Below are 17,182 nucleotides of genomic sequence, written 5' to 3' on the forward strand. Positions count from 1 at the left end.
CCGGGAACCCCCGGAGCCCTTTTACGTGCCTGGCGTCGGATCAGCCGTGGTACGGCGCGGCCTTGACCGGCGGGGAAGCGACGGGGACGGCCTCGACGCTGCTGGGCGTCGTCATGGTGGCGGTGGCGCCGAAGTTCATGCCGCCGACGGACGGCTGGGCGTACTCGCCCGACGTCGCGCCGTGGCCCGACGAAGCGACAGGAGTGGTGGCCGGTGCGGGCGCGTGGATCGTGCCGTAGGCGCCGAGTGCCACGGCCGCGGCGACGCCCGCGAACCCGAACGTCTTCACGAGCATGGACCGACGGCGCTTGACCGGGCCGATGGATGCGGCGCCCATGGCGTCCTCCTTAATGACCAGTGGGTAAATAGTTTCCAGAATGTTATGGGCCGTATTTCGGCAGGACCTGCCAGCAGCCTGCGATCTGGCTGTGAATAGGCGGTTTCGGCTGTGACGTGGGCCTCGGCGATACTCATTGGCGTGGAGCGAAGCGATGTTGCGCTGGCCGCCGAGGTCGCGCAGGAGGCAGGGGAGTTCCTGCTGTCCGTGCGCGACCGGCTCGGCTCCCACGATCCGTACACCCTCGGCGCGGCCGGCGACCGGCACGCCAACACGCTGATTCTCGATCGGCTGCGCACGGCCCGTCCCGACGACGCCATCCTGTCCGAGGAGGCCGCCGACGACCTGGTTCGGCTGCGCTCGGACCGGGTGTGGATCGTCGATCCGGTCGACGGGACTCGCGAGTTCGGCCGGGGCCGGCCGGACTGGGCCGTCCACATTGCACTGTGGCAGCGCGACGGCAGCCCACACGGGTCCATCACCGACGCGGCCGTCGCATTGCCCGCGCATGGTGAGGTGCATCGGACCGATACCGTGACGGGCCCGCCGCCGCGTCGTCCAGGGCCCATTCGCGTCGCCACCAGTACATACCGGCCCCCGGCTGTGGTGTGGTGGCTGCGCGATGTGCTCGACATGGAGCTGGTCGGCATCGGCTCCGCGGGCGCCAAGGCCATGGCGGTGGTGCGCGGCGACGTCGACGCCTACGTGCACGCCGGCGGTCAGTGGGAATGGGACTCGGCCGCGCCGGCCGGCGTGGTGCAGGCGGCGGGGTTGTTCGCGTCGCGCCTGGACGGCTCGCCGCTGCGATACAACCGGCCCGATCCGTACCTGCCGGACTTCGTCATGTGCCGCCCCGAGTTCGCCGATACGTTGCTGGGCGCGGTGCGCCAAGTGTCTGGTGGACCGAGTTGACGTGGTCGATGCGTTGCGCGCCCTCGGGTATGAGGGCAAGAACCCGATCTGAGACGACCGAGACCAGGCTCATGACGGCGGCGTGACTGTCGAAGGCGCCGGGGGAGGCGTTCGGGCATTCGAGCCACCAGGTGGCGCGGCCGGCGATCGAACGAAGTTGGTCGTCGGCGAAGAGCGCCAACGGAATTCCGGACTCGGCGGCCCATTCGACGAGTTCGCCGGCCCACCGGCCGTGGCGCCGGAACGACATCACGATGAGCAGGTCGTGCTCGTCGAAGTCCGCGACGTCTTCGGCGACGGACTGACCTGAATTGGGGGCCAGCCAGGTGTCGGGCCGCATCTGGGCGAGGTTCAGCCTCAGCACTGTTGCCGCGGCCAGGCTGCTCCGATAGCCGCAGACGGCGACGCGACGTGCGGCAGCGATCTTCTCCGCAACGGCCTCGACCACTGCCTCATCCAGTTGGGCGTGCATGGCATGCAGGTTCGCGATGTCCTGCGAGATGATCGCGCTGACGTCGGGCGTGCCCTCGGCCGTGACGGGCACGCCTGATCGCCGCAACGCGCGCAGGTGTTCTCGCATGGCATCGAAGCTGCTGAACTCCAGGGTGCGCACCAGCCGGGAGAACGTCGCCTTTGACACGTCGGCCATGGTGGCGAGTTCGCTTGCGTGATAGGTACAGGCATCGCCGGCGTGCTCGAGCAGCACGTCGGCGGCGCGGCGTTCCTGTGGGCTCATCGACGCGTAGCGGCTCGTGATTCTCGCCTCCAGCGAGTCCGGCTGGTCCTGGCGCATCAGCTTCCCCGGTAGGTGGTGTACGCGAACGGGCTCAGCAGCAGTGCGACGTGCGTGTGGCCAGCTCCGATCGTGACGTGCAATTCGACCGTGGGGTAGAACGACTCCCGACCGGTACTGGCGAACCAGGCGCCCGTCGCGAAATGCAGCCGGTAGTCGCCGGGACTGAGCGTGACATTCCAGCGAATTCGGCCGTCGCTGTCGGTGTGGGCGGCCGCTACCTGCTCATTGCTCCGGCTTACGACGACAGCGAGATCCGCGGCGGGTTCGCCCCGCGCCGCGTCGAGCACATGGGTGGACAGTGACGTCATGGCGTCACCCGTTCCGACAGTCGCAGGAGTGCGATCTCACGAAGCTGGCCGACGGCGATGACGGCTTCCTCATCGCGGCTGAGTGACAGCCGGTGTTGCAGGGCGGCGTAGATGTCGGCTGGGCTGCGGCCCTTCGCACGGATCAAGAAGATGCGCCCGAACTTCGCCTCATAGTCCGCGTTGGCCTTGGCCAGTGTCGCGGCAAGCTCGTCCGGTATGGCCGGCTGTTCGCCGCGCGACAGGCCGGACTCGACTGACGTTCCGCGGGCCCGTTCGCCGATGCGGGGGTGCTGGGCCAGCGCCTGATCCAGGCTGTCGGCGTTCCAGCCGTCAGCGGCGCGCGCGGCGGTCGACTCGAGTTCGCCGACATTGGCAAATGGTCGCCCCGCGACAACCGCGCTGAGCCAGGGCGGAATATCGGCGCAGGGGCGTAGCACCTCTACGGCTTCCTCAGGCGACGCAGAGTTGAACGTCTGAAGATCCATGACCTGAATCTAGCGTTGCAGCAACGCTTCTTCCCGATGAAACTGTTACAACCCGTTAACGCCCAGGTCGATGCCGAGGCGGACGTCCCGAATCGGGTACTTCGTCACACGGTTGAAACGAATTGGTGATGCCACAACAAAATCTGAAACGTACGTTGCAGGGGTTGAGCCGTTTATCGCGCGTCAAGGGGGAATCGTGGCTGTGGGTGACATCGTCCTCGGATCGAATCAGTACGGCAAGGCGGAGAACCGCCTCGTCCGCATCGTTCGGGATACACCCGTCCATCGCATCATCGATCTGAACGTCACTTCCCAGTTGCGGGGCGATTTCACCGCCTGCCATTACGAGGGCGACAACTCGCACGTGGTCGCGACCGACACACAGAAGAACACCGTGTACGCCTACGCGAAAGAAGTGGGCGTGAAGTCACCCGAGGATTTCCTGATTGCGGTGGGCAGGCACTTCGTCGGTGATTTCGAGTGGGTCACCGGAGGCCGTTGGGAGGCGCAGGAGTACGCGTGGGAACGGATCGTCGTCGACGGAAAGCCGCACGACCACTCGTTTGTCCGAGCCGGCAAGTTTGTCCGCACGACTGTTGTCCAGATGGCCGGGGACATGACGTGGGTGGTGTCCGGCATCAAGGACTGCGTCGTGCTCAAGTCGACCGGCTCGGAGTTCCACGGCTTCCCCCGGGACAAATACACCACGCTCGCCGAGACCGACGACCGCATCATGGCCACGTCCATCACCGCGTGGTGGCGCTACCTGAGCACTGACCTCGACTTCAACGCCCTGCACGACGCCATCACCGACGTCGTGCTCAGCACCTTCGCCAGTGTCCATTCGCTCGCATTGCAGCAGACGCTGTTCGAGATCGGTAAGGCGATCCTCGAAACGTTCGATGTGGTCGCGGAAGTCAAGTTGTCGTGTCCCAACAAACACCACTTCGTGGTCGACCTCAGCCCGTTCGGGCTGGAGAACCCGAACGAGGTCTTCTACGCCGCCGACCGGCCGTACGGCCTGATCCAGGCCACCATCACCCGCGAGGGCGCGGACGAGGCGCCGCAGGCGTGGGCCACGATTCCGGACTTCTGCTGAGCGACACAGCACGCCGCGCGACCGCAGGAGGGGAGCCCAATGGACCTGAACACCGTCAGCCGATACCGATTCGCGCGCTCGCGCGCCGACCTACGCCTTGCCGACGGCGAATCCGTCGTCGCCGGCGGAACGTGGCTGTTCTCTGAACCGCAGGTCGAACTCACCGGCGTCGTCGACCTCACGACAATGGGCTGGCGCGCCATCGAGCCCACCGACGGCGGACTGCGCATCGCGGCGACGTGCACCATCGCTGAACTCGTGAGCCACCCCCGCCGACCCGACTGGCCCGCTCAGCACCTCTTCGGTGAGTGCGCCAACGCGTTGCTCGCCTCGTTCAAGATCTGGAACGTCGCCACCGTCGGCGGCAATATCTGCCGGTCGTTCGCGGCCGCGTCGATGGTGTCGCTGGCCGTTGCCCTCGACGGGGTGGCCGAGATCTGGACTCCTGATGGCCAGACCCGATGGGAACCGGTCGCCGATCTGGTCACGGGGAACGGCACCAATTCGCTGGGCCACGGCGAGGTGATGCGTGCGTTGCATCTGCCCGACGGGGCATTGCGTGCCACCGCCGCACTGCGCACCATCGCGCTGGCCGAGCACGGCCGCTCCGGCGCCGTCGTCAGCGGCCGCCGTGACGATGACGGGTCGACGGTCTTCGCCGTCACGGCCGCGACGGCCGCGCCCACGGTCTTTCGCTATTCGGGACTGCCCAGCGCCGACACTCTCCGATCCGACGTTGAGGCCGCACCCGGCTACTACACAGACCCACTCGGATCTGCGGACTGGCGCCGGGGCGTCAGTGGCGTGCTGGCCATGGAGGTTCGCGCAGAAATTCGTTCTCACCTGGAGGTGTGCAATGCCGACTGAGACCACCACGCCTGAGGTCGCCCGCAAGGCGGTGCATCCGGTCGACGAGGTGTTGCCGATTCCCAAGCTCGCCGTGTATGGAATGCAGCACGTCCTGGCCTTCTATGCCGGAGCCGTGCTGGTTCCGATCATCGTCGCCGGAGCCCTGAAGCTCTCGCCTGAGCAGATGATCCATCTGATCAATGCCGACCTGTTCACCTGCGGCATCGCCACGATCATCCAGTCGGTCGGGTTCTGGAAAGTGGGCGTCAAACTCCCGCTGATTCAGGGGGTCACCTTCGCGGCGGTCAGCCCGATGATCGCGATCGGCACAGCCGGCGGATTGTCGGGGGTACCCGGCCTGCTCTCGGTGTACGGGTCGGTGATCGTCGCCGGACTGTTCACCTTCATCATGGCGCCGTATTTCTCGAAGCTGCTGCGATTCTTCCCACCGGTGGTCACGGGATCGGTCATCACGATCATCGGCATCGCGCTCCTACCCGTCGCGGCGAACGACATCGTCGGCGGCACGACGACCGAGGCGATGAAAAACGATGTGGCCTTGAAGAACCTCGCGTACGCCGCGGGCACCCTGCTGATCATCATCGTCATGCAGCGTCTCTTTCGCGGATTCCTGGCCACGATCGCGGTCCTTGTCGGGCTGGTCATCGGAACTGCCGTCGCCGCGCTGCTCGGGGAGGTCGATTTCAGCGCAGTCGGTACCGCCCACTGGCTCGGCGTGACCACTCCGTTCTATTTCGGCTGGCCCGCTTTCAGCGCGACCGCGATCATCTCGATGATCGTCGTCATGATCATCACGGCGGTGGAAACCACAGGTGACGTGTTCGCGACGGCCGAGATCGTCGGTAAGCGGGTGGGCGCCAACGACATCGCCAAAGCACTGCGCGCCGACGGTATGGCGACCACGATCGGCGGTGTCCTCAACTCGTTCCCCTACACCTGCTTCGCGGAGAACGTCGGGCTCGTCCGGTTGACTCAGGTCAAGAGCCGCTGGGTCGTCGCCGCGGCGGGCGTCATCATGATCGTGCTGGGCTATCTGCCCAAAGCTGCGGCCATCGTGGCCGCGATCCCGCACTCGGTGCTCGGCGGGGCATCGTTGGCGTTGTTCGCCACGGTGGCTGTCGTGGGCATCCAGACCCTTTCGAAGGTCGATTTCAACGATCACCGCAACGCGGTGATCGTCGGTACCGCAATCGGCCTCGGCATGCTGGTCACGGCGCAACCCCTGCTGAAGTACAGCTTTCCCGCCTGGGCGCAGATCATCTGCGGCTCGGGCATCACGCTCGGTGCCCTTGCGGCGATCATCCTGAACGTTGTGTTCTTCCACATCGGTCCGAACCGTGGGCCGATGGTTGCGGGCACGCCACGGACCGGCGAAGTCGGACTCGACGCTGTCAACAAGATGACCAAGGATGAGTTCGTCGCGACCTTCTCCCGCCTGTACCAAGGCCTCGCCTGGCCGGTCGAACGCGCCTTCGCGCAACGTCCGTTCGCCGACACCCTCGCCCTGCGGGCTGCCGTCCAGACCGCTCTGCTCGCGGCCTCTCCCGCCGAGCAGATGGAGTTGATGCAGGCGTACCCGGGACTGGCCGAGACACAGGAACACAACGTGTCGAAAGTCGATTTGGCCTACCTGGGTCTCGACGGTCTCACGGCGGAAGAGGCCGAGGAATTCGGCGAGTTGTCGGCTGCCTACGAAGCCAAATTCGGCTTCCCCCTCATCATCTGCCTACGGGATCTGGAAAGTCGCGAACACATTCTGACCCTCGGCTGGCGGCGGCTCGAGAACTCCCCGCAGGTCGAGCACATGGCGGCGCTCAGCGAGATTTCGCGAATCGCGGCGTGGCGATTCGACGACCTGGTCGCCGATGCGAATCCCATTGCCTCTGCCCGACGTCTGAGACTGGAGCGATGACGCTTGGCACCCGCCGTGGCGCGCAATGGCGGGCGAATGAGATTTGACGTCAACGGCAGGACCGTCGAGGCCGACGCTCGCCCGGGGCAGTGCTTGCGAACCTTGCTCCGGGAAACCGGGCACCTCGACGTCAAGAAGGGATGCGACGCCGGCGACTGCGGGGCCTGCGCGGTCCTCCTCGACGGTGTGCCGGTGCATTCCTGTATCTACCCCGCCGCCCGGGTGGGTGGCCGCGCTGTCACCACGGTTGCCGGGCTCGGTGCGGGGGATGAGTTGCATCCGATGCAACGTGCGTTCTGTGACAATTTCGCCTTTCAGTGCGGCTTCTGCACCGCGGGGATGATCGTCACCGCCGCGACCCTGAAGCAGGACGACCTCGGCGATCTCGACCGGCTGATGAAGGGCAACCTGTGTCGGTGTACCGGGTACCGGCCGATTCGGCAGGCCATCCGTGCCGCCGTCACGGGCAGCGGCGAAACCGTTGCCGTGGACGCCCCGGCCATCGGGGAGTCATTGCGGCCGCCCGCGGGGCGCCGCGTCGTCACCGGCCGCGAGCCGTACACCTTCGACATCGACGTGCCTGGGCTGCTGCACATCTCCGTGCTGCGTTCGCCTCACGCCCACGCCCGAATTCTGGCGATCGATACCGAGGCCGCCCAGCAGGTACCGGGAGTCGAACTGATCCTGACGCACTTCAACGTTGCGACGCAACGCTTTTCGACCGCGCGTCACGAGTTGCGGACCGACGACCCCGACGACACCCTGGTGTTCGACCCGGTCGTCCGCTTCATCGGACAGCGGGTCGCGGCCGTTGTCGCCGACACGCTCGCCGCGGCGGAGGACGCGGCACGCCGCATCGTCGTCGACTACGAGTTGCTGCCGTGCGTCTTCGATCCGCAGGAGGCGAGGTCGGCGGGCGCACCGCTGCTGCATCCGGACCGCACGCCGGACGACGGCGTCGCCGACGCGTCGCGCAACGTGATCGCGGCGATGCATGAAGGCTTCGGCGGCGACATCGACGAGGCACTGGCAGACGCCGACGTCACCGTCGGCGGTACCTGGCAGACCGCGCGGGTGACACATGCTCAGCTGGAAACGCACGGAACCATCGGCTGGCTGGACGACGACGGCCGGCTCACCCTGCGCACCAGCTCACAGGTTCCGTTCCTGGTGCGCAAGGAACTGTGCCTACTGCTGAACATGCCCGAAGACCGGCTGCGGGTGTATACCGCGCGGGTCGGGGGCGGTTTCGGCGGCAAACAGGAGATGTTCACCGAAGACCTCGTCGCGCTCGCGGTGTTGCGCACCGGGCGGCCGGTCGCCTACGAGATGTCGCGGACCGACGAGCTCACGGCCACCGCGTATCGCCATCCCATGCGGATCGACGTCACGCTCGGCGCCCGCTCCGATGGAGCGTTGACCGCGATGAAGATCGCCGTGCTCAGCGACGGCGGCGCCTACGGAAACCATTCGCCGGGCGTCATGTTCCATGGCTGCGCGGAGTCGGTGTCCGTCTACCGATGCCCCGTCAAACGCGTCGATGCCGAGGCCGTCTACACCAATAATCCGCCGTCGGGCGCGTTCCGCGGATATGGACTCGGTCAGGTGATATTCGCGATCGAGAGCGCGCTCGACGAGCTCGCGCTGCAGCTGGACATCTCTCCGTTCACGATTCGGCGCACGAACATGGTTCGCGACGGCGACGACCTGTTGATCGCCCATCCAGAACCCGAACCAGACCTGATCTATGGCAGTTACGGGCTCGACCAATGCCTCGACCTCGTCGAACATGCGTTGTCGGGTGCCGATGGCGACGAGGTTCCGCCGGGGCCACAGTGGCGCACCGGGGAGGGCATCGCATTGTCGGCAATCGCGACGCTGGCGCCGCGCGGACATTTCTCCTCGGTCAGCGTTCGGCTCACTCCGAGCGGGGACTACGAGGTGGGAATCGGGACCGTGGAGTTCGGCAACGGAACCACGACGGTGCACACGCAGATCGCCGCCACCGCGCTGGCCACCACGCCGGACCGGATCACGCTGCGCAATGGCGACACCGACGCGGCTGACTATGACACAGGAGCCTTCGCCTCGGCGGGGACCACGGTCGCCGGCAAGGCGCTGTACGTCGCGGCGTCGAAGATGCGCGAGGTGATCCTGGCCACGGTCTTCGAGTTGACCGGCGAAATCGGCGACTTGGGCGAATGTGGGGTGCGGACCTCCGGGGGTCTGGTGCGATTCGGCGACGTCATCGCGGCCGCGCCACCGCAGTACCGGACGGGTGACGGTCTGCAGACGACCGGCGTCGAGACGGGGGAACTGCGTTCGATCGCGTTCAACGTGCAGGGTTTTCGGGTCGCGGTCAACACCGAGACCGGGGCGGTCGAGATACTGCAGTCGGTGCACGCGGCCGACGCAGGCACCGTCGTGAATCCGGCCCAGTGCCGGGGCCAGGTCGAAGGCGGCGTTGCCCAGGGGATCGGGTCTGCGCTCTACGAAGAGATCATGATCGATGAAGCGGGCCGGGTATCGACGCCCACGTTCCGCACCTACCGCGTGCCCCAGATGGCCGACATTCCGCCGACCACTGTCCTGTTCGCCGACACCGCCGACGACCTCGGTCCCTACGGCGCGAAATCGATGAGCGAATCCCCGTACAACCCCGTGGCGCCCGCTCTTGCCAACGCGATTCGTCGCGCCATCGGCGTGCGTCCATACGAACTCCCGATGTCGCGGGACCGAATCTGGCGGCAGGTTCAGGAAGGAACATCACGATGAACGCTTCAATCGAGGCCGACGCGAAGTGGCTCGCCGTCGCGATCGACCTGGCGACGGCCAACGTCGAAGCCGGCGGTGGGCCGTTCGGTGCGGTGATCGTCGGCGCGGGTGAGCTGGTTTCGACCGGGCAGAACCGCGTTACGCACGACATCGACCCGACCGCGCACGCTGAGGTGATGGCGATCCGGGCCGCGTGCCGGCAGGTCGGGAACCACAGCCTGGCGGGCTACACGCTGTACTCGTCGTGCGAGCCCTGCCCGCTGTGCCTGTCCGCCACGTTGTGGGCCAGGATCGATCGGATCGTCTTCGCGGCCGACCGCCATGACGCGGCAGTCGGCGGATTCGACGACAGGGCGTTCTACGAGCTGTTCGACAAGCCGCGGCACGAGTGGGACGTCCCGGTCCAGCAGCACCGCCTGGACCAGGCTTTCCTGCCGTTCCTGACGTGGCTGGGTAACAGCGACAGGGTGCAGTATTGATCGTGGACGTCATCGAGGAAGTGTTGGCCCGAACCCGGCTCGGCGAGTCGGTGGCGTTGTGCACGGTGGTCGCCGCCGGCGGATCAGCGCCTCGCGACCCCGGCGCCTCGATGGTGGTGGCCGGCGACGGCAGCGTCGTCGGCTCCATCAGTGGCGGTTGCGTGGAATCCGCGGTGTACGAACTGGCGCTGGAGGTGCTGTCCTCAGGCGAGTCGCGGCTGGTCAGCTATGGCGCGGGCGATGAGTCGGTGTTCTCGGTCGGCCTGCTGTGCGGCGGATCCATCGACGTCTTCGTGGAACGTGTCGGCCCCTCGAACGTCGACGAGTTCGAACTCGCCGGGAAAGTCGTCGACCGGGGCCAGACCGCCATCCTCGCCACACTCGTCAGCCCTGCCGAGCCGGCCCCGCCCGACAGCCGGCCCGGCGGTCGCCTGGTGATCGCCGACCGATCGGTAAAGGGCAGCCTCGGCGACGGCGCGCTGGACGACGCCGTGGTGCGCGCCGCCGACTCGGTGACCACCAGCGGGACGCTGACCTGTCCGGACGGTGATGTGGTCTTCGTACGCGTGCTGGCGCCCAAACCGCGGATGATCGTCATCGGGGCCACCGACTTCGTCGCCGCTGTTGCGCACGCGGCAGCATTCGTCGGCTACCGCGTGACGGTATGCGATGCGCGAGGAGTATTCGCGACGAAAGACCGGTTCCCGATGGCCGACGAGGTCGTCGTGGACTGGCCCGATCGATATCTCAGACAGCAGGCCGGTGCCGGACTGATCGATGCGCGCACCGCGATCTGCGTGCTGACGCACGACAACCGCTTCGACATTGCGGTCCTCGAGGTGGCTCTGGCATTGCCCGACATCGGTTTCGTCGGTGCGATGGGTTCGCGGAGAACCCATGACGAGAGGGTGGCCCGGCTGCGCGAGCGGGGGATCGATGACAGTCAGTTGGCCCGGCTGTCATCTCCGGTCGGGTTGGATCTGGGCGGTCGAACTCCGGAGGAGACCGCCATCGCGGTCATCGCGGAGATCATTCGCACGCGTGCCGGGGGAACGGGCGTGCCGCTGCGTGACCGCACCGGCGATATCCATCACCGGGCTGCACCCCGGTGAGTCGGCCATTCACCGTGGGGAGTGTCGGTGTCAATTCCTGTTGCCAGATCCTCGCACGGAACATCAAGCGCGCCAACGCTGTTCAGGTAGTCACGCGCGCCGTGGTCGCCGCGGGCGCCGGCGATGACCCGGGTCCAGTGATTGCGGCCGATCACGACCGGGTGTCCGGGCGTGCCGGAGTAGGTCGCCCTGGCGAGCTGTTCTCGATTCGCCAGCGCCCGCAGACGCGCGACCACGCCCGGGCCGACATCCGGCAGATCCACGAAATGGATCAGGGCGGCATCTGCATCGATCGCCGAGAGTCCGGCGCGCAGCGACGCAGCGATGCCTTCCTCCCATCCCGCCACCTCGATGATCGACGCCGTGTCGGGGACAAGTGCGGCGGCACGCTCATATCCGGCGCCCAGAGCGACGGCAACGGAGGTGCAGCCGCCCGACCACAGTGCGTCGACAGCGCGCTCTATTGCGCCGGGCACCAAGGCTTTCGGCATCCCGAACCGACGGCCCGCGCCTGCGGCCAACAACAGTCCGGCGACCCGGGGATCATCAGGTGGCCCCATCAGGCGGACGATACCCGCCTCTGGCGAAAACCCGTCCCGAAGGAAACCATCAGTGAGGAGCTTCCAGATGGACCTCGTCTCGCGACTGCTCGACGTGATCGAGTGCGACATTCTTCCGCTGACCGCCCAGGGGGTCGTTGCCGGTAACAAGGTCTTCGGCGCCGCCCTGCTGCACAAAGCGGACCTGTCATTGGTGCTGGCAGGGACCAACGCGGAAACGGACAACCCGCTTTTTCACGGCGAGATCAACACGCTCAATCAGTTCTACGAGATCGCAGACCGCCCTGCGACGGGTGACCTGCTATTCCTGAGCACCCACGAGCCGTGCACTTTGTGCATGTCGGCGATTACGTGGGCCGGATTCGACAATTACTACTACCTGTTCAGCCACGAGGATTCGCGCGACAGCTTCGCGATTCCGCATGATCTGCGAATCCTCAAAGAACTGTTCGGCCTGGCGCCGGGCGGCTATCGCCGAACCAACGCGTTCTGGACGGCGTACGGAATTGGTGAGCTCGCCGGTGCCGAGCCCGAACCGCGCCGCGGCGACCTGCACGAGCGCATCGCGCGCATTCGTCGGCGGTATCAAGAACTCTCGCAGCAGTACCAGGAGTCGAAACCGGGCAACGACATTCCGCTGGGCTGATCGAACTACTGGTTGCTCGAATCGATGGGCGGAAATGGCGACGGCTAAAGTCGATGCCATGCGATCGTGGCTGGCGCCCAGTGTCCCGAACCTGCCGGGCCGACCGAGACAGGCCGGCCCCGAACTCCGGCTCTATGACACCGCCGACCGTCAGGTCCGGCCGGTCTCGGCGGGCCCGAAGGCCACCATGTACGTGTGCGGCATCACCCCGTACGACGCCACGCACCTTGGTCATGCCGCCACCTACCTGACGTTCGATCTGGTGCACCGCTACTGGCTCGACGCCGGGCACGACGTCCAGTACGTGCAGAACGTCACCGACGTCGACGATCCGCTGTTCGAGCGCGCGGAGCGCGACGGCATCGACTGGCGCGCCCTCGGGGACCGCGAGACCGAACTGTTCCGGCAGGACATGGCCGCGCTGCGGGTGCTGCCGCCGCACGACTACGTCGGCGCCATCGAGTCCATCGCCGAGGTCGTCGAGCTCGTCGAGAAGCTGCTGGCCTCCGGTGCCGCGTACGTCGTCGACGACCCCAATGAACCTGGGTACCCCGACATTTATTACCGGGCCGACGCCACCACCCAGTTCGGCTACGAATCCGGCTACGACCGGGACACCATGCTGGCGCTTTTCGGTGAGCGTGGCGGCGATCCCGACCGGCCCGGCAAGGCCAGCCAGCTCGACGCCCTGCTGTGGCGCGTGCAGCGGCCGGGCGAGCCGAGTTGGCCGTCGCCGTTCGGTGCGGGCCGGCCGGGCTGGCACATCGAGTGCGCCGCAATCGCGCTGAACCGCGTCGGCGCGGGCTTCGACATCCAGGGCGGCGGCAGCGACCTGATCTTCCCGCACCATGAGTTCTCCGCCGCGCACGCCGAATCGGTAACGGGGGAGCGGCGTTTCGCCCGTCATTACGTGCATGGCGGGATGATCGGCTGGGACGGCCACAAGATGAGCAAGAGCCGCGGCAACCTGGTGCTGGTGTCGCAATTGCGGGCCGACGGCGTCGACCCGGGCGCCATCCGGCTGGGTCTGATGGCCGGGCACTACCGCACCGACCGCTTCTGGAGCCCCGAGGTCCTCAGCACGGCCCAGATGCGCCTGCAGCGCTGGCGCGCCGCCACCGCACTGCCCGCCGGCCCGGACGCCACCGATCTGCTCGATCGCGTCCGCCGGTACCTCGCCGACGACCTGGATACCCCGAAAGTACTTGCCGCCCTTGATGGTTGGTCGACGGACGCGCTCGAGTACGGCGGGCATGACGCGGCCTCGCCGCGGTTGGTCGCGGACACGGTCGACGCACTGCTCGGGGTGACCCTCTAGTCACTTCGCCGTGAGAGTACTTTTTGCCAATATGGGTTCTGTGTACGGAAAAGTCGTCTTCATCACCGGTGGTGCTGCGGGGGTCGGGGCCGAGGTGGCCCGCCGGTTGCACCGTAAGGGCGCCAAACTGGTGCTGATCGACGTCGACGCGGCGGCGCTGGACGCCACGGCTGCCACGCTCGGTGACGATGTCCTGCCGGTGGTCGCCGACGTCCGTGACCTGTCGTCGATGCAGGCCGCCGCCGACGCGGCCGTCGAGCGTTTCGGCGGCATCGACGTGGTGGTGGCGAACGCCGGCATCGCGACCTACGGTTCGGTGCTGCAGGTCGATCCCGAGGCTTTCAAGCGGCTGCTCGACATCAACGTGCTCGGGGTCTTCCACACTGTGCGCGCCACCCTGCCGTCGGTCCTCGACCGCCGCGGATATGTGCTCATCGTGTCGTCGCTGGCCGCGTACACCGCTGCTCCGGGTCTGGCACCGTACAACGCCTCCAAAGCCGCCGTCGAGCACTTTGCCAACGCGCTGCGCCTCGAGGTCGGCTACCGCGGCGTCGACGTCGGCTCGGCGCACATGTCCTGGATCGACACCGCGATGGTCCGCGACTCGAAGTCCGATCTGTCGACGTTCGCCGAGATGCTGACGAAGCTGCCGTGGCCCATCAGCAAGACGACGTCGGTCGACAAGTGCGGCGAGGCCTTCGTCGCCGGCATCGAGGGACGGAAGACCCGGGTCAACTGCCCCGGCTGGGTCGGCGCGCTGCGCTGGCTGCGACCGCTGCTGGCGACGCGTATCGGTGAGGTGCCGGTGGCCAAGTTCGTGCCCGATCTGCTGCCCCGGATGGATGCTGAGGTGGCCGCGCTCGGCCGCTCATCCAGCACGCACACCGAGCAGCTCGACAAGCACTGACCATGCGGGTTGGATTCTTCTGCCTCGGCCTCATCGCGATGCTGTTGGCGGCCACCGGGTGCGCGGACCACGAGTCGTCGAGCCCGGCGCCGTCGTCCCCGCCGACTCCGGACCAGGTGCGGGCCATCGCGAAATCCGCCTACACCTACGGCTTTCCGATGGTCGACAACTACCGGATTCAGTACTCGTACTTCGCCGACAAGGGCGGACCCGAGTACAAGGGCGGATGGAACGAGATCCACAACGTCGCTCGCGTCTTCACTCCGGAGGACAAGGCGATCCAGACGCCCAACTCGGACACGCCGTACTCGTTCCTCGGCGCCGATCTGCGCGCCGAGCCGTTGGTGCTCAGTGTCCCGCCGGTCGAGGCGGGCCGCTACTACTCGCTGCAGTTCGTCGACGGCTACACCTACAACATCGCCTACGTCGGCAGCCGCACCACCGGCAACGGCCCCGGCAATTACCTTCTGGCCGGACCGAATTGGCGAGGCGAGACGCCGCCGGGCGTCGAGCGTGTGATTCGCAGCTCCACCGATCTGGCCTTCGTGCTGTACCGAACTCAGCTGTTCGGGCCGACGGACCTCGAGAACGTCAAGAAGATTCAGGCGGGTTACCACGTGACGCCGCTCTCGGCGTTCCTCAAGCAGCCACCGCCGCCACCCGCCCCGCCCATCGACTTCGTGAAACCGCTGTCGGCGCAGGACGAGCGGACGTCGCCGAAGTTCTTCGAAATCCTCAATTTCGTGATGAAGTTCGCGCCGGCGCAGGCTGCCGAGGAAGTGAAGCGTGAGCGGTTCGCCGCCATCGGCGTCGGCCCCGACGGGAGCTTCCGCGCCGACCAGCTCACCCCCGAGAACCGCAAGGCTGTCGAGGACGGCATGGCCGACGCCTGGGCGGCGTTCAACGACTTCAAGAAGGACAAGTTCGATACCGGCGAGGTGACGGCGGCCCAATTGTTCGGCACCGCAAGTGATCTCAAGGGCAACTACCTGTATCGCATGGCCGGTGCGGTGCTCGGGATTTATGGCAACACCGCGGCCGAGGCGATCTATCCCAGCTTCGCGAACGACAGCACGGGTGCGCCGCTCACCGGTGCCAACAATTACACGCTGCGCTTCGCCCCGGGGCAGCTGCCGCCGGTCAACGCCTTCTGGTCGGTGACGATGTACGAGATGCCGCAGAGCCTGCTGGTGGCCAACCCCATCAATCGCTATCTGATCAACTCGGCGATGCTGCCCGCCCTGATCAAAGACCCCGACGGCGGCATCACGCTGAACCTGCAGAACACGTCGCCCGGACCGGCCCGCGAAGCCAATTGGCTGCCGGCCCCGGCCGGGCCGTTCGCCATTGCGATGCGCCTGTACTGGCCCAAACCCGAGGCGCTCGACGGCACCTGGAAGGCCCCCAAGCCCGTCCGGGTCTAACCAAAACACCCGCGAGCGTGCGTGTTTGCTTGCGACACACCGCGTGATTGCGGACAAATGGGGTCGCTCGGCGGCCGCGAACGTGCGCAAATTGCACACCAGAACCCGCGTGTTGCGTGCAAACGCGCACGCTCGCGGAGAGGGGCGCTACCGTCCGCGGCGCTTCAGGTACCGCTCGAACTCCGCGGCCAGCGCGTCGCCGTCGATCTTGCCGAGCGCCTCAGTCATGTCGACCTCGGCGTCGCCACGCTCCTCCAGCGACTGCACGTATTCGGCGATCTCTTCGTCGTCGGCCGTCATTTCGGTGACCGACTCTTCCCATTCCTCGGCCTGTGCCGGCAGGTCGCCGAGGGGCACCTCGACGTCCAGGGCGTCCTCGACCCGGCGGAGCAGCGCGACGGTGGCCTTGGGGCACGGCGGCTGGGACACGTAGTGCGGCACCGCCGCCCAGAACGTCACTGCGGGGATGCCGGCCTGCACACAGGCGTCCTGGAACACCCCGGCGATGCCGGTCGGTCCCTCGTAGCGGGTCTCCTCGAGCCCGAAGAACTTGGCCGAGTCAGCGGAGTACGCGGCGCCCGACACCGGCACGGGCCGAGTGTGCGGCGTGTCGGCGAGCAGCGCGCCCAAGATGACGACGGTCTGCACGTTGAGCTTGTCCAGGATTGCCAGCAGCTCGGCGCAGAAGGTGCGCCACCGCATGTTCGGCTCGACGCCGTGCATGAGCACCACGTCACGGTCCGAACCCGGCGGGCGGCAGTGGGAGATGCTCATCGACGGCCACACCAGCTCGCGCGTGACACCGTCGACCTGGCGAATCACCGGACGATTCACCTGGTAGTCGTAATAGCTCTCATCATCGATCTCGACGATGGTCCGCGCCTCCCACATGGCATCCAGGTGCTCGAGGGCGTCGCTGGCGGCGTCACCGGCGTCATTCCACCCCTCGAATGCTGCGACGACGACGGCATCGTGCAGTTCGGGCAGGTCAAGGCCCTGGGGTAGGGGCCGGTCGGACGGGCTCACACCGCCAGCGTAAGCCCTTATCGGCACCCGTGAGTGCTACCCCTGGGCGGGTCGGGCCGGCAAACCGGTTTGATAGCGCGCCTACCATGTTTGTGTGACTGCACTGGACAAACAACTGTCCAACGTGGGCGTCCGAACGCCTGTCAGGTGACGACGTAGACTCTTTGAGGTCGAGAGGCGTTGCAACGGATCCGGATCGGTGCCGGAATCCGCCAC

Annotated in this window: 17 protein-coding genes; 11 read left to right on the forward strand and 6 right to left on the reverse strand. The window is 66.8% G+C overall.

Translation table 11 applies throughout. The annotated features are described in order from the left end of the window. Positions 1 to 40: 40 nt before the first annotated feature. Positions 41 to 337: a hypothetical protein gene (locus G6N59_RS26075; RefSeq protein ID WP_138229808.1), complete on the reverse strand. Its 297-nt coding sequence runs from the start codon at positions 335 to 337 to the stop codon at positions 41 to 43. Positions 338 to 478: 141 nt separating this feature from the next. On the opposite strand from G6N59_RS26075, the gene G6N59_RS26080 reads away from it, so the two are divergent. Beyond that, positions 479 to 1,249 carry a 3'(2'),5'-bisphosphate nucleotidase CysQ gene (locus tag G6N59_RS26080; protein WP_138229809.1) on the forward strand — a complete coding sequence of 257 codons (771 nt, stop codon included), beginning with the start codon at positions 479 to 481 and terminating at the stop codon, positions 1,247 to 1,249. On the opposite strand, the gene G6N59_RS26085 is transcribed toward G6N59_RS26080, so the two are convergent. The 3 genes from G6N59_RS26085 to uraD (G6N59_RS26095) are packed head-to-tail and all read right to left on the reverse strand — an operon-like array spanning position 1,179 to position 2,838. Further along, positions 1,179 to 2,042 carry a MurR/RpiR family transcriptional regulator gene (locus tag G6N59_RS26085; protein WP_138229810.1) on the reverse strand — a complete coding sequence of 288 codons (864 nt, stop codon included), beginning with the start codon at positions 2,040 to 2,042 and terminating at the stop codon, positions 1,179 to 1,181. The genes G6N59_RS26080 and G6N59_RS26085 overlap by 71 nt on opposite strands. Next, on the reverse strand, positions 2,042 to 2,353 hold the full coding sequence (uraH, locus tag G6N59_RS26090; RefSeq protein WP_138229811.1) for a hydroxyisourate hydrolase: 312 nt from the start codon (positions 2,351 to 2,353) through the stop codon (positions 2,042 to 2,044). Before uraH ends, G6N59_RS26085 begins: the two co-directional genes overlap by 1 nt. After that, positions 2,350 to 2,838, reverse strand: coding sequence for a 2-oxo-4-hydroxy-4-carboxy-5-ureidoimidazoline decarboxylase (gene uraD / locus G6N59_RS26095; protein ID WP_138229812.1), 489 nt, complete (start codon positions 2,836 to 2,838; stop codon positions 2,350 to 2,352). Before uraD (G6N59_RS26095) ends, uraH begins: the two co-directional genes overlap by 4 nt. Before the next feature lie 202 nt (positions 2,839 to 3,040). Here uraD (G6N59_RS26095) and pucL point away from each other — a divergent pair, with 202 nt between their 5' ends. The 6 genes from pucL to G6N59_RS26125 are packed head-to-tail and all read left to right on the forward strand — an operon-like array spanning position 3,041 to position 11,085. Continuing rightward, positions 3,041 to 3,937 (forward strand): factor-independent urate hydroxylase, encoded by an 897-nt coding sequence (gene pucL / locus G6N59_RS26100; RefSeq protein ID WP_138229831.1) that lies wholly within the window; start codon positions 3,041 to 3,043, stop codon positions 3,935 to 3,937. Positions 3,938 to 3,976: 39 nt separating this feature from the next. Next, a complete protein-coding gene (locus G6N59_RS26105) occupies positions 3,977 to 4,804 on the forward strand; it encodes an FAD binding domain-containing protein (RefSeq protein ID WP_138229813.1) in 828 nt (275 codons plus the stop codon). Next, positions 4,794 to 6,719, forward strand: a complete 1,926-nt coding sequence (uraD, locus tag G6N59_RS26110; protein ID WP_138229814.1) for a 2-oxo-4-hydroxy-4-carboxy-5-ureidoimidazoline decarboxylase — start codon at positions 4,794 to 4,796, stop codon at positions 6,717 to 6,719. The genes G6N59_RS26105 and uraD (G6N59_RS26110) overlap by 11 nt, the downstream gene beginning before the upstream one ends. A gap of 36 nt (positions 6,720 to 6,755) precedes the next feature. Continuing rightward, entirely contained in the window at positions 6,756 to 9,494 is a 2,739-nt protein-coding gene (locus tag G6N59_RS26115) for a molybdopterin-dependent oxidoreductase (protein ID WP_138229815.1), read from the forward strand. Beyond that, positions 9,491 to 9,973 carry a nucleoside deaminase gene (locus G6N59_RS26120; protein ID WP_138229816.1) on the forward strand — a complete coding sequence of 161 codons (483 nt, stop codon included), beginning with the start codon at positions 9,491 to 9,493 and terminating at the stop codon, positions 9,971 to 9,973. The genes G6N59_RS26115 and G6N59_RS26120 overlap by 4 nt, the downstream gene beginning before the upstream one ends. A 2-nt stretch (positions 9,974 to 9,975) precedes the next feature. Continuing rightward, positions 9,976 to 11,085: an XdhC family protein gene (locus G6N59_RS26125; protein ID WP_306789647.1), complete on the forward strand. Its 1,110-nt coding sequence runs from the start codon at positions 9,976 to 9,978 to the stop codon at positions 11,083 to 11,085. Here the strand turns inward: G6N59_RS26125 and G6N59_RS26130 are convergent. Next, positions 11,064 to 11,645, reverse strand: coding sequence for a nucleotidyltransferase family protein (locus G6N59_RS26130; protein WP_163911774.1), 582 nt, complete (start codon positions 11,643 to 11,645; stop codon positions 11,064 to 11,066). The genes G6N59_RS26125 and G6N59_RS26130 overlap by 22 nt on opposite strands. A gap of 67 nt (positions 11,646 to 11,712) precedes the next feature. Between G6N59_RS26130 and G6N59_RS26135 the strand changes: the two genes are divergently transcribed. The 4 genes from G6N59_RS26135 to G6N59_RS26150 are packed head-to-tail and all read left to right on the forward strand — an operon-like array spanning position 11,713 to position 15,940. Continuing rightward, entirely contained in the window at positions 11,713 to 12,291 is a 579-nt protein-coding gene (locus G6N59_RS26135) for a tRNA-specific adenosine deaminase (RefSeq protein WP_138229817.1), read from the forward strand. 58 nt (positions 12,292 to 12,349) lie between these two features. Then, entirely contained in the window at positions 12,350 to 13,609 is a 1,260-nt protein-coding gene (gene mshC, locus G6N59_RS26140) for a cysteine--1-D-myo-inosityl 2-amino-2-deoxy-alpha-D-glucopyranoside ligase (protein ID WP_138229818.1), read from the forward strand. 31 nt (positions 13,610 to 13,640) lie between these two features. After that, entirely contained in the window at positions 13,641 to 14,516 is an 876-nt protein-coding gene (locus G6N59_RS26145; RefSeq protein WP_138229819.1) for an SDR family oxidoreductase, read from the forward strand. 2 nt (positions 14,517 to 14,518) lie between these two features. Further along, entirely contained in the window at positions 14,519 to 15,940 is a 1,422-nt protein-coding gene (locus G6N59_RS26150; protein ID WP_138229820.1) for a DUF1254 domain-containing protein, read from the forward strand. A 147-nt stretch (positions 15,941 to 16,087) separates the two neighbouring features. On the opposite strand, the gene G6N59_RS26155 is transcribed toward G6N59_RS26150, so the two are convergent. Next, positions 16,088 to 16,966, reverse strand: coding sequence for a PAC2 family protein (locus G6N59_RS26155; RefSeq protein ID WP_138229821.1), 879 nt, complete (start codon positions 16,964 to 16,966; stop codon positions 16,088 to 16,090). Positions 16,967 to 17,182 lie beyond the last annotated feature (216 nt).

Origin of the sequence: Mycolicibacterium aubagnense (genome assembly GCF_010730955.1) — a bacterium.
Classification (GTDB): domain Bacteria; phylum Actinomycetota; class Actinomycetes; order Mycobacteriales; family Mycobacteriaceae; genus Mycobacterium; species Mycobacterium aubagnense.

Coding starts and splice junctions, on each gene's coding strand:
- G6N59_RS26115 (WP_138229815.1), top strand. CDS start 6,756: ATGAGATTTGACGTCAACGGCAGGACCGTCGAGGCCGACGCTCGCCCG.
- G6N59_RS26145 (WP_138229819.1), top strand. CDS start 13,641: ATGGGTTCTGTGTACGGAAAAGTCGTCTTCATCACCGGTGGTGCTGCG.
- G6N59_RS26135 (WP_138229817.1), top strand. CDS start 11,713: ATGGACCTCGTCTCGCGACTGCTCGACGTGATCGAGTGCGACATTCTT.
- uraD (WP_138229814.1), top strand. CDS start 4,794: ATGCCGACTGAGACCACCACGCCTGAGGTCGCCCGCAAGGCGGTGCAT.
- G6N59_RS26150 (WP_138229820.1), top strand. CDS start 14,519: ATGCGGGTTGGATTCTTCTGCCTCGGCCTCATCGCGATGCTGTTGGCG.
- mshC (WP_138229818.1), top strand. CDS start 12,350: ATGCGATCGTGGCTGGCGCCCAGTGTCCCGAACCTGCCGGGCCGACCG.
- G6N59_RS26130 (WP_163911774.1), bottom strand. CDS start 11,645: ATGGGGCCACCTGATGATCCCCGGGTCGCCGGACTGTTGTTGGCCGCA.
- G6N59_RS26120 (WP_138229816.1), top strand. CDS start 9,491: ATGAACGCTTCAATCGAGGCCGACGCGAAGTGGCTCGCCGTCGCGATC.
- uraH (WP_138229811.1), bottom strand. CDS start 2,353: ATGACGTCACTGTCCACCCATGTGCTCGACGCGGCGCGGGGCGAACCC.
- uraD (WP_138229812.1), bottom strand. CDS start 2,838: ATGGATCTTCAGACGTTCAACTCTGCGTCGCCTGAGGAAGCCGTAGAG.
- G6N59_RS26075 (WP_138229808.1), bottom strand. CDS start 337: ATGGGCGCCGCATCCATCGGCCCGGTCAAGCGCCGTCGGTCCATGCTC.
- G6N59_RS26085 (WP_138229810.1), bottom strand. CDS start 2,042: ATGCGCCAGGACCAGCCGGACTCGCTGGAGGCGAGAATCACGAGCCGC.
- G6N59_RS26105 (WP_138229813.1), top strand. CDS start 3,977: ATGGACCTGAACACCGTCAGCCGATACCGATTCGCGCGCTCGCGCGCC.